The organism is Mangrovibacter sp. MFB070 (genome assembly GCF_000705335.1).
GTDB lineage: Bacteria > Pseudomonadota > Gammaproteobacteria > Enterobacterales > Enterobacteriaceae > Mangrovibacter > Mangrovibacter plantisponsor.
This window is the reverse complement of sequence record NZ_JJMI01000005.1, coordinates 92,216-104,267: the sequence shown is the minus strand read 5'-3', so window position 1 is coordinate 104,267 and position 12,052 is coordinate 92,216. Positions and strand designations below refer to the sequence as shown.

Below are 12,052 nucleotides of genomic sequence, written 5' to 3'. Positions count from 1 at the left end.
CAAGGAGACACAACACATGAGCGTGACGTTACGCCCAATGCAGGAACAGGATATCGCTGAGGGGTTTGCCCTCAGCCAGCAATTGAAATGGCCTCACCGGCGTGAAGACTGGTTGCAGGCCTGGCAGCACGGGAAAGGCATGGTGGCGCTGGAAGGGGACACCGTGATTGGTACAGTCCTGTGCTGGCCCTGGGGTGGGCAACTGGCTATGGTCGGGCTGGTGATTGTGGATGAACGCCTGCAAGGAAAAGGGATTGGCAAAGCACTGATGTCTGCCATTTTGTCACAGCTTGAGGGGTGTAATGTTCGCCTCCACGCCACGGAAATGGGCAAGGGCCTGTATGAGAAATATGGGTTTACTGCCATCGGCATGATTCACCAACACCAGACACCTTTTCTGCCGGTATTACAGGCGCGGGCATTACCACCTGGCTGGCACATTCGCCCGGCAACGGAAAACGACCTGCCCGCGATTACGGCGCTGGACAAGGCTGCAAACGGCATGTACCGGCCACAACTTTTTGCTGATTTACTGGTGTCTGGCAGCCCTGAAGTTTTGACTGATGCCACCGGAACGATTCAGGCGGTGGCAGTGAAACGCCACTTTGGGCGGGGGTACGCAATTGGCCCGATTCTGGGTTACCAGGAAGAGCGGGTTTGTGACCTGGTGGCGCATCACCTTTCCCGGCTGGCAGGAGAGTTTGTGCGGGTGGATTGCGATGCCACGCTACCTTTCAGTAAGTGGCTTACCGGTTGTGGTCTGGCGGTTGTCGATGCGCCTGTGTTAATGGTGCGGGGCACTCCCTGGCAACCTGAGCCCGGCGGCCCGCAAACTTTTGGGTTAATGACACAGGCAATGGGCTGATATGAAAATTGTCTATAAATCTGAGGTTGCGCGGGGCCAGCAGTGGGCTGCATGGCTTGCACAACACGCACCGGATATCCGGTTTCATTTGTGGCCAGATACTGGCGATGACGAACCGGTTGATTTTCTGGTCGCCTGGCAGCCGCCGGAGAACATCGCCCACCATTTTCCCCACCTGAAAGCCCTGTTTTCTGTTGGCGCCGGAGCAGACCAGTTTGATTACGCCGCACTACCCGCAGACCTGCCAGTGGTGCGCATGATAGAGCCTGGCCTGACGCAGGGCATGGTGGAGTACATCACATTTGCTGTGCTGGCACTGCATCGCGGCATGCCACGTTATTTACACCAACAGCAGCAACGCGAGTGGCTGGCGCATGCCTGCCCGCTCGCCAGCACCCGCCGTATCGGCGTGATGGGGCTGGGGGAACTGGGCCAGGCCGCGCTCCGGCAACTGCGTTCGCTGGGGTTTGACTGCGGAGGCTGGAGCCGTACGCCCCATGAAATTGACGGTGTGGCTTGCTGGCACGGGCAGGCACAGTTGGCGGGTTTTTTGGCGCGCACCGATATTCTGGTGTGCCTGCTGCCTTTAACCGAAACGACCCGGGGCCTGCTCAATTCTGATCTGTTCAGCCAGTTACCTGCCGGTGCCGCACTGGTGCAGGCCGGGCGGGGGCCACAACTGAATCACACCGATTTACTGGCTGCTCTGGAAAACGGCCAGTTACAGGCGGCAATCCTGGATGTCACCGACCCGGAACCATTACCGGCTACCCACCCATTATGGCAGCACCCGGGGGTCTGGATAACGCCGCATATCGCCAGCCAGACCCAGGTTGAAAGCGCAGCCAGCGCATTGCTGGAGAATATCCGGCGCTGGCAACATGGTGCGCCAATGCACGGCGTTATTGAACGTAACCGAGGATATTAATTATGGATTTCAAACACCTGACGGCGTTGCGTAGAGAGTTACACAGCAACCCGGAACTGGGGTTTAAGGAGCACCAAACCGCAGAGCGTGTGGCTCAGTATTTAACGGAACTGGGCCTTGAGGTGCACCGGGGAGTCGGGCAAACCGGCGTTGTCGGGGTGTTACGCCGGGGAACCGGTGGGCGCAGTATTGGGTTGCGTGCCGACATGGACGCTCTGCCAATGGCAGACCAGGGCGAGCAGGCCTGGCGAAGTGGTAAAGATAATGTGTGCCATGCCTGCGGGCATGATGGCCATACAGTGATGCTGCTGGGAGCGGCAGAGCAACTGGCGCAGGACACCCGGTTACAGGGAACGCTGTATTTTATTTTCCAGCCAGCGGAAGAAGGGCTGGCCGGGGCTCAGGCGATGATTGATGATGGCCTGTTTACCCGCTTCCCTTGCGATGAAGTGTATGCCTTGCATAACTGGCCGGAATTGCCGGTGGGGGCTGCCCGTACTCGCCCTGGCCCAATAATGGCAGCGGCAGACCGCTTTGATATCACCGTTTCCGGCCCGGGCGGCCATGCAGCCCAGCCCCATCTCACCCATGACACCTTGCTGGCGACCAGTGAGCTGGTGGTACAACTGAATACTGTGGTGGCCCGGGTGACAGACCCGTGTGAGCCGGGGTTGTTAAGTGTGACACGAATTCAGGGTGGCAGTTCGCACAACATGATCCCATCACAGGCCACGATTACCGGTACGGTGCGTACTTTCAGCCCCAAGGCGCAAGACGCAATAGAGCGCCAGCTCCGCCTGCTGGCACACCATATTACCGCCGCACATGGCCTGGAAGTGGCAGTGGACTACCGCCGTTATTATCCCGCGACGATTAACACCCCTGAGCAGGCCGAAGTAGCACTTGCCGCGGCCCGTGCGGCAGGCCTCGTTGCCGAAGAAGCCCCGGCGCCCGCGCTGACATCCGAAGATTTCGCTTTCATGCTGCGTTCCCGCCCGGGAGCTTATCTTTGGCTGGGTTCCGGGCCTGGCCGCCCGTTGCACCATTCAGCATACGATTTTAACGACGATGTGATTCCGTTGGGCGTGCGCTGGTTCTGCGAACTGGCGCGCACACGCCTGAGCTAAAAATTTCCTGACACTTACGCCGTGGAATTTAACAGCAAATGCTGCCGAGGCGGGAATTACAGCAGCCTGTGGAATGGGCCTGTTGCGATACTGAATGCAGGGATTGTCATGTGGATGAGGTAACCAAATGCAAAACGTAATGGCTGAACAACAGCAGGACACCTGGCAGGATAACGCAAACTATCTTGATACCCGCGCGGCTTATGTTCCCCGCGGAGTGGTCACGGCTCATCAGCCTGTTATTGAGCGCGCGAAAGGCAGCGAAGTCTGGGATGTTGAAGGTAACCGCTATCTGGATTTCGTTGGCGGGATTGGTGTGCTGAATGTGGGCCACAACCACCCGGCGGTGGTGAGTGCTGTGTCGCAACAGCTGGGAATGGTTTCTCATGCCTGTTTTCAGGTGGTGGGTTACCCCGGGTATATTGAACTGGCAAAGCGCCTGAGCCTGTTAGTGGGTGGCGATATCCCCTTTAAGAGCGTCTTTTTTACCAGTGGAGCGGAAGCAGTAGAAAATGCCGTCAAAATCGCCCGGGCGGCGACAGGGCGCAGCGGCATTATTGCGTTTGATGGCGCGTTTCATGGCCGGACATTGCTGGGTTGTACACTTACCGGCATGAGCCAGCCTTACCGCCAGAATTTTGGCCCGTTCCCGTCAGATATTTACCGCTTACCCTTTCCCAACCCGTACCACGGCGTAACTGAAACCGACTGCCTTAAAGCGCTGGAAACGCTGTTTGCCGTGCAAACTCTGCCTGAGCGGGTGGCGGCGATTATCATCGAGCCGGTGCAGGGCGATGGCGGTTTCCTGCCTGCTGGCGCCAGTTTTATGCAGGCACTGCGTGAGATAACCGAAAAGCATGGCATTTTACTGATTTGTGATGAAGTGCAGACCGGGTTCGGGCGCACTGGTTCACTGTTCGCTTTCCAGCAAATGGGCATTGTGCCGGATCTGGTGACTGTGGCGAAAAGCTTAGGCGGTGGCCTGCCTATTTCTGGTGTGGTGGGCAAGGCAGAGTTGATGGAAGCGCCATTACCTGGTGGCCTGGGCGGAACTTATGGTGGTAACGCGCTGGCCTGCGCGGCAGCACTGGCGGTACTGGATTTAATGGAGCAGGGGCATTTGCTTGCCCGGGCTGTGGAACTGGGTGAACGGTTGCACAGCCGCCTGCGGCAACTGGCAGAGAAATATATCTGCATTGGCGAAGTACGCGGTTTGGGTTTTATGCAGGCAGCGGAAATCATTGATGTAGAAACAGGTAAACCGGATGCTGAATTAACTCAGAAAATTCTGGATTGTGCCTGCCAGGAAGGGCTGTTGCTGATTAAATGTGGGCTGCACCGCAACACCATTCGCTTCCTGGCCCCGCTGGTGACCAGCGATTCCCAGCTTGAAGAAGCGCTGCATATCTTTGATATCGCTCTGGCGCGAGCAACAGGCCGCTTAGGCTAATGTGTATTCCTCATTGATATTGTTAGTTTTCTTACGGAAATGCGTTGCAGCCATCCTGAATATTGAGGCTGGTGCAACGCCCCGAAAGCGTGGTATATCAAGAGAAAACCTGCGCAATCTATACCCAAAATAATCTGCGTTTCAGGGCAGCCTGAAACCTGAAATATTAAGGGAATAACAACAATGAGGGTGCTATGAACGGCTTATTAAAACTCGATCGCATCGACATTAATATTCTGGTGCAACTGCAAAAAGATGGCCGTATCAGCAATGTTAACCTCGCCGATGCAGTAGGGCTCTCACCCAGCCCCTGTTTACAGAGGGTTAAACGCCTGGAATCAGCCGGGTTTATTACCGGCTATGAAGCACATATCAATCTCCCCAAAATAACTGATTCGGTAACGGTGTTTACTGAGGTCACGCTGGCAGGGCACCGGCGGGAAGATTTTGTGAAGTTCGAAAACGCTATCCGCGACGTTGACGAATTGATGGAGTGCCACTTAATTACCGGCGGCTATGACTACCTGCTTCGTTTTATTACCCGCAGCATTGAGCACTACCAGGATGTTATTGAGAAGATGCTGGATGCGCGTATCGGGATCGATAAATACTTCAGTTACATTGTGATTAAATCGCCAATCTTAAAAAGCAGTGTGCCGCTGCGCACACTGCTTTCCCGCCACACACAAATTGAATTCTGACCGTTAACCCGCCGTTTTCATGGCGGGTTAGTCACTTTTGCCGGGCAATCTGCTTGTGCTGCTGTCCTGGGGTTTACGGACCAAAGTTTGCAGAGCTGATTATTTCCTTTTTTTTAATACTGTGTATCCCTTTTGGAACAGCGTTTTGAACCGCTGTTCTGGTATAACATGTAATTAATTTATCATACCAATAGCCAGATGGGGCCTGGCAAAGGGGAAGCCACAATGGCAATTTCTGATTCTTCGACCGACAACAGCACGCAACCGGAAAAAAAACGTCGGGCGATTTCTGGCCTCGCATTGTTAGTGGCCAGCGCATTCTTTATGGAGTTTCTCGACGGCACGGTTATCGCCACAGCATTGCCCGATATGGCAAAAGCCTTTGGGGTGACCGCAGTAGACTTAAATATTGGTATCAGCGCCTACCTTTTGACACTGGCGGTACTGATCCCGGCCAGTGGCTGGGTGGCAGAGCGGTTTGGCGCCCGTACTGTGTTCAGTACCGCACTGCTGATTTTTACCCTCTCTTCTCTGATTTGTGGGTTAACGCAAAACGTCACTGAGTTTGTGGTGATGCGCATTATCCAGGGGATTGGCGGAGCCATGATGGTGCCGGTTGGCAGGTTGGTGGTATTACGCACCACACCCAAAGATCAACTGATTACCGCCATTGCCACTCTTACCTGGCCGGCATTAGTTGCGCCTATTTTGGGGCCACCCATTGGTGGCTTTATTACCACTTATGCCAGCTGGCACTGGATTTTCTTTCTCAATGTTCCTTTTGGGCTGGCAGCGATTGCCTGTTCATTAAAGATGATGAGCAACCAGAAACCGGTGGAGAAACAGCCATTCGATACCCAGGGTTTTTTCTCCGTGGGCCTGTCAATGCTGTGCCTGGTTGCCGGGCTGGAAGTGTTCAGCCAGCAAAATGAAAACCCCTGGTATGGGGCCGGGTTACTGGTAATGGGGCTGGTGTTTCTCGCCTGGGCGGTACGCCATTTATTGCGCAGCTCAGCCCCACTGGTACAACTGCGCACGCTACGTGTGCCGTCGTTTCGTGTCACCATGCGTGGCGGTTTTGTACTGCGGGCGACTATCAGTTCCGCGCCCTTTATGTTGCCGTTGATGTTCCAGGTTGGGTTTGGCATGGATGCCTTTCACGCCGGTTCACTGGTACTGGCCGTGTTTGCCGGTAACCTGGCTATGAAACCCGCCACCACGCCACTGATTCGCTATTTTGGGTTCAGGAAACTGTTGCTGGGCAATGGGGTGTTGTGTGTCCTGTCGCTGCTGGTTTGTGCGCTGTTAACCCCGGATTCGCCGCGTATTCTCACCCTGGTGATGCTGTTCTGGGGCGGGCTCAGCCGCTCAATGCAATTTACCGGCATCAGTTCGCTGGCATTTGCTGAAGTACCGGCCCAGGAAATGAGTGGGGCAAACACCCTGTTCAGTACCTCTTTGCAACTGGCGAGTGGGCTGGGTGTTACGCTGGGTGCACTGAGTATTCGAGCGGGAAGCCTGCTGACATCCTGGTTGCCAGAAAATGTTGCACACCAACCGGGGATGGCGTTTCGCCTGGGCTTTGTGGTGATTGGCGTGCTCACTGCCATTGGCTTATGGGATATCACCCGCCTGGCGCCGGACGCCGGAATTAATGTGTCACAAAAGAAAAAATAACCTGTGGCGGGCAGCCCAGGCCCGCCACAACATTAACACCCGGCAGCAATATAATCGCCATTGGCACTGACTGGAATAACCGTTAAAAACAGTACCGTGGCGAACAGCACCAGTATTATCCCACCCAGCACCCGGATACAGGGCAACAGCCACTGGCGGTTGGCGGTATTGCCACCAAACATCGCCAGTGTTTTCTCCCGTGCGTAGCGCACTGCCAGAGAGAGCCCCATAATGGATAAACCGGTACCCAGCGCCATGGTCATGACCGCGGCAATTCCCCAGGTCACAATGCCCAGTGCGTTGGCGAACATCAGGATCATAATGGCTCCGCTACAAGGGCGGGCACCGATAGTAAACATCACGCCCAGCCGGGTTTTCCAACTGGCCTGAGCCAGTGGCACGGCAGAAATATGGTGATGTGCGCAGCCACAGCTTTCATGGTGCGTGTGGTTGTGCATTATATGTGCTGCTCCAGGAACTGGCTGAATACGCCTAATGGTGAGTTTGCGGGGTTGCAGGCTTTTCAGTGCCTGGAAAATTACCCACAGACCAAACAGGCCAATAAACACCGCGCTGATTTTCTCAATATACCAGCGGCTCTGGCTCAGTGAGCCAGACGCCAGGTTAAACCCTACCGCCAGAATAAACACAAACAGAATCGCGCTGACGCCCTGAAGCAGGCTGCCAACAAACGGGACAATCCGCGTGATTGCTGTGTTTTCCTGGTGGGTGGTAATCCAGGTGGTGACGATAAATTTGCCATGCCCCGGGCCAATGGCGTGCAGCACTCCGTACATAAACGAACCCACCAGGAGCCACATCCCGCCTGAATACTGGTGGTTATTCAGTTGCAGCAAGTACATCACCAGGTAGCGGTGAAGCGAGATTTGCACAGCCAGGCACCATTGCAAAAATGCGCCCCAGTGAGCGTGCAGTAAAATCGCCGCAGTAAGCACTGCCAACGCCAGTAAGGGGAGCGCGGTATAGCGGGTGGCGCGGGAAAGTGAGTGTGTCACCATAACTGTTCTCCGGTTTAGTGCAGAGAGTATGGCGTAATAACGTGTTGGCAGGCAGTTTTTTGTCGCCAGCCTCAGTAAATCATAACGTTGCCTGAGGCTGGTGTTGTATCAACATTGTTGGGCGGCAGACAGGCGTCCATCACTGACCTGTAAAACCTGGTCAAAGTTAGCCAGCGCTGAGTTGTCATGGGTGGCAATCAGCAGTGTTTTGTCACTATTCAGTAAGGTGCTGAACATCAGCTCAGCAGATGTAGCATCAAGATTGGCGGTGGGTTCATCCAGCAGCAGAATGGGTTTCGCAGATAACAGTGCACGGCATACCATCAGGCGCTGTAACTGCCCCGAGGAAAATAAGGTGTTACTTGATGACATGCGAGTGGCTAAACCGCAGGGCAGGGCATCAATTACAGCCAGTAACCCCAGTTGTTCGAGCAGTGTCCGGCAGGTGCTTTCATCGGCCTGGTTACCGCTGTACCAGACAAGGTTCTCATAGAGTGTGCCTTCGAAAATCAGGGGCTCCTGAGGCAGATAGTACATGTTGGCATACAGCGTATTTAACGCGGCGGTGTCCACCGGGATGTTATCCAGGTAAAACGTACCGCGTTGAGTGGGATACAAACCGGCCATAACTTTCAGAAGTGTGCTTTTACCGCTACCGGATACCCCGGTAAGTGCTACCTTATCGCCTTTGTTGACCGCCAGTGTCACATTATCTAAAACCGATTGCCGGGCATCGTAGCCAAAAGCAAGGTTATGTATTTGGAACCCGGTGGTGAAGCTGGCTGGTATGGCAGTATCGTTTATCTCCTGATAATTGAGCATGTCTTTGATGCGCTCATCCGCTACTTTTTGCAGTTTCAACGCCACACACGCCTGATAAAATTGTGAGACGTTATCTAACGCTATTTTGCGAAAGAAATAGAATGCAATTACTGTGGTGTAAGCCAGACCCAGATTATTGATACTGTAAAAGGCTATCCACAGGAACAGTACGGTATCAATATTACCCAGAATAGAGAAACAGGTGGTCTGGCGTAAATCGACCAGGCTCAGCTTCTCAAAATACCCCAATGTGTAGCGATGTATATCGTTATAGCGCTCCACCATTTTTTCCCGCAGGTCTCCTGCGCGGATAGCCAGCACACCTTTAATTGCCTCCAGCGTGAATGACTCCATAATGGCACCGCTTTCTTCAAGCTGCTGGGTCAGGTTCTTTTTTATATGGGCGAAGTAATAACTGGCAATGCCATAAATGAACATGGTGGCCAGGGAGAACAACATCAGCCAAATATGGAGCACAGCCATGATCGCCAGAGTGACAACAGCAATAAATAATGCACAGTATTTGCCATTCAGTGTTTGTTCACGCTGTAATATCGTGCTGTTAATTGATGAAAAACGTTGCCTGATATCTCCCAGTGGGCGTTTTTCAAAGTAGTCGGTGTTTTTTTTGAATAGCTTGCCAAAAATATAAGGGCTGTATTTTTGTGCGGCGTTTAACGCAGCGTAAAGCCCCCAACGGCCAAGAGAGTATTGTAGCAGTGAGACAAAGCCAAACAGCGCCAAAATGCCCAGAAATACGCTGTTACCACCCTGTTGTTCTATCAGAGTATGGTTGCCTGCCACAGAAGCGAATAATATGGGTAGTACAAAACCAAATAATGCCAGAACAACACCACCACCACACCGCTTTACCATGCCAGGAAATTTCAGCGTGCCCAGCCAGCTTTGTGAGGGAGCGATAGCACCAGTGGTTACCGTGTTGTGGTATACGCATTCTTCCAGAATCACTGCATAGCCGGTGGCAGAGGCTGCGAGCTCTTCTCCGGATAACATAAAGCAACCTGTTGCCGGGTTAAGCACCTGGAAATATTTCCCGTGTCGGCTGTAGACGTAGACATAATGGTTGCCACCATAATGCAAAATACAGGGAACCGGGAGCTTATTGATATCTTGCACATTAAAAGTGACCGGCCACGCAGTATGCCCATAATCACCAAGAATATGCACCAGTGTGGCCAGTGAGGCTCCTGCCTGTGAAACTGGCCAGCGCTCGCGTAACCCGGCCAGTGAAGTGGTTGTTCCCAGAGTATTTAATAACATGGTGATGCAGGCCAGGCCGCATTCAGCAATTTCTCCCTGAAATACCATTTCAGGGGCGTGCAGCTTATTTTTCTTCATAGATTTGTCCTGGCAATTAAGAATGGAAATAGAAAAATGAGGTGTAATGCCAGAGCAGCCATTCGTGGCTGTATTTCTGTATGGCATGTTCAATAATGGCGGGCAGTTTTCCGTGAAGTTCGCGGTATGCCGTGTAATCCAGAATATCCACGTCCAGCTCATTTTGGCCGTTGATAAACAGGCAATAAAACAGCACCGGGTTTTTCACGACCCGGCTGAAAGTCGCAAGGCCTGTGTGGATGGCGGCTGTTTTGCCAAATAACGTCATGGTCTGGGTGTTCATCGTGCGCCCTGCCAGGCGAGTGGTGCATTCTGGTAAGGCATCGGGGAAAATGACCAGGCTGGTTTGTTGATCGAGCAACCTCTCGACCAGACTGGCCAGCGTGGTTCCGTTATCACCCTGTAATTTGCCTGGGTCAAATTGCTCCAGAGCCAGGCCAAAAGTGTTGTTTTGCTGAGTGTGGACAGATGAGCCAATATCATCATGGACTGACACCACCGTAATGGGTTTCCCGGTGACAAAACCGGGTAGCGCCCCGGCCAGCACATCTGACACTGTGTGCATCGGTGCAAAAATAGGGAGGCAGGGCAACGCCTGTCCATCAATAAACTGGCGAATTTTGCTGGCACATTGGGTCAGTTGCTTCATTAATGCCGGGTTGCCATAGACCAGGCTGTTGCGCAGTACTTTCTGGCGAATTATGCAATCGCGGTAGCGGGTGGGGTTCGCCCGCCCCAAAATATGGCGATGCGTTTGCTCAAACCCCCGATGGCAGGGCCCCCTGGCGGCCAACATGGCTGGCATAAAACGGGCAAACCGGATAATTACACGGTAATCCAGGTGGGAAAACAGCCACTTTCGCCAGTCTGCCTTCCGTTTAACAGAAGCCCACAGGCGCGTGGTGGTGTGCCGGGTTGTACTGGCAGCCAACATGAGCCAGCGCTCAAATAAGGTCACTTTATTTCTCTCTTTTTCATTCCATTGACCAGGCTGGCCTGATGCCACTGGCGGAGGGTGGCATCAATGCCCCGTATACCCCAGGACAGAACCAGCCTGTACTCCCGCGTAGTCTTCCACCGGGATAACCGCATTGTGCTGAATATCATTCTGCAACTTCAGGCGCTCATACCGCCATCCAGCACCAGCGTTTGCCCAGTCATATACTTACTGTCATCGCTAATCATGAAGCGGGCTACGCGGGCGACTTCTTCCGCAGAGCCAGCCCGGCGCAAAGGAATACCGGCGAGCAGTTGTTTCATCGCTTGTGGGGGAAGGGCGCGGGTCATCTCGCTGTCAATGACACCGGGAGCCAGGCAATTTACCCTAATCCCAAAACGAGCGACTTCCAGCGCCAGAGATTTTGCCAGACCGACCAGTGCGGCTTTACTGGCACCATAGGCACTTTGCCCTATATTGCCTTTGAGGCCACTGACAGAAGACATCAGCAGGATGGCTCCCTGCCTTTCAGCCATCATTGCGGGGATCAGGTGCCGGTTCCAGTAGAAAATGGCATTCAGGTTGGTTTCCATTACCTGGCGCCATTGCTCACCTGACTGGCGGATATGCAGGTTATCCATGGTTACCCCGGCGTTGTGAATAATGGCAGCAGGCGCACCATATTTTGCCAGTAATTCCGGAGCCAGAGCATCAACAGCAGGCTGATGGCTGCCATCACAGGCAACATACTTGACCCAGTGTTTTCCGGTTGGTGGATTACCCGGTGGATTGCCCCGGCGGGATGTCGCGATAACCGGGGCACAGGACAACATTTCTGTGACCAGTGCATGCCCAATCCCCCGGTTGCCGCCGGTAATTAACACCCATGAACTGGACATATTACGCAGCACCTCCGGTATTTGGAGCATCTGCGACCAGTTGGCACAGCGTTGCCAGTGACATATCCGGTGATGCAGCAATGGTGTCTATATTGATATTTTTCTTAAAGTCGCGTTTGGCAAGGACCATTAACTCCACATAATCCAGGCTATCGAGTTGCAATGCACCCAGTGTGGTTTCCGGTTGGATTTGCTCAATCTCCATATCTTTGGCATCAGCAATAGTGGCGCGTATAGCGGTATACAGTTGGGTTGTCATTTCCATGTT

General features: G+C 53.6%; 11 protein-coding genes. 6 read left to right on the top strand and 5 right to left on the bottom strand.

The genetic code is table 11. The features are described from left to right. Window positions 1–16 precede the first annotated feature (16 nt). The 6 genes from DT73_RS02320 (at window position 17) to DT73_RS02295 (ending at window position 6,748) form a co-directional block, all read left to right on the top strand. Window positions 17–865: a GNAT family N-acetyltransferase gene (locus tag DT73_RS02320; RefSeq protein ID WP_036103277.1), complete on the top strand. Its 849-nt coding sequence runs from the start codon at window positions 17–19 to the stop codon at window positions 863–865. A gap of 1 nt (window position 866) precedes the next feature. Continuing rightward, complete coding sequence (locus DT73_RS02315) at window positions 867–1,793, top strand: glyoxylate/hydroxypyruvate reductase A (RefSeq protein WP_036103274.1); 927 nt, start codon at window positions 867–869, stop codon at window positions 1,791–1,793. 2 nt (window positions 1,794–1,795) lie between these two features. Further along, complete coding sequence (locus DT73_RS02310; protein WP_036103272.1) at window positions 1,796–2,920, top strand: M20 aminoacylase family protein; 1,125 nt, start codon at window positions 1,796–1,798, stop codon at window positions 2,918–2,920. Between the two features lie 127 nt (window positions 2,921–3,047). Beyond that, on the top strand, window positions 3,048–4,370 hold the full coding sequence (gabT, locus tag DT73_RS02305) for a 4-aminobutyrate--2-oxoglutarate transaminase (protein WP_036103269.1): 1,323 nt from the start codon (window positions 3,048–3,050) through the stop codon (window positions 4,368–4,370). A gap of 194 nt (window positions 4,371–4,564) precedes the next feature. After that, the gene (locus DT73_RS02300) at window positions 4,565–5,071 is read left to right on the top strand and encodes an Lrp/AsnC family transcriptional regulator (protein ID WP_036103266.1); all 507 of its coding nucleotides are present in this window, start codon (window positions 4,565–4,567) and stop codon (window positions 5,069–5,071) included. A 225-nt stretch (window positions 5,072–5,296) separates the two neighbouring features. Continuing rightward, entirely contained in the window at window positions 5,297–6,748 is a 1,452-nt protein-coding gene (locus tag DT73_RS02295) for an MFS transporter (RefSeq protein ID WP_036103532.1), read from the top strand. Window positions 6,749–6,780: 32 nt separating this feature from the next. On the opposite strand, the gene DT73_RS02290 is transcribed toward DT73_RS02295, so the two are convergent. The 5 genes from DT73_RS02290 to DT73_RS02270 form a co-directional block, all read right to left on the bottom strand. Beyond that, the gene (locus DT73_RS02290; protein WP_036103263.1) at window positions 6,781–7,767 is read right to left on the bottom strand and encodes a nickel/cobalt transporter; all 987 of its coding nucleotides are present in this window, start codon (window positions 7,765–7,767) and stop codon (window positions 6,781–6,783) included. Window positions 7,768–7,875: 108 nt separating this feature from the next. Next, a complete protein-coding gene (locus tag DT73_RS02285) occupies window positions 7,876–9,948 on the bottom strand; it encodes a peptidase domain-containing ABC transporter (RefSeq protein WP_036103261.1) in 2,073 nt (690 codons plus the stop codon). Between the two features lie 16 nt (window positions 9,949–9,964). Next, window positions 9,965–10,906, bottom strand: a complete 942-nt coding sequence (locus DT73_RS26390; protein ID WP_160173950.1) for a hypothetical protein — start codon at window positions 10,904–10,906, stop codon at window positions 9,965–9,967. Between the two features lie 158 nt (window positions 10,907–11,064). After that, window positions 11,065–11,784 carry an SDR family oxidoreductase gene (locus tag DT73_RS02275; RefSeq protein ID WP_036103254.1) on the bottom strand — a complete coding sequence of 240 codons (720 nt, stop codon included), beginning with the start codon at window positions 11,782–11,784 and terminating at the stop codon, window positions 11,065–11,067. Window position 11,785: 1 nt separating this feature from the next. After that, entirely contained in the window at window positions 11,786–12,049 is a 264-nt protein-coding gene (locus DT73_RS02270; protein ID WP_036103251.1) for an acyl carrier protein, read from the bottom strand. Between the last annotated feature and the right edge of the window lie 3 nt (window positions 12,050–12,052).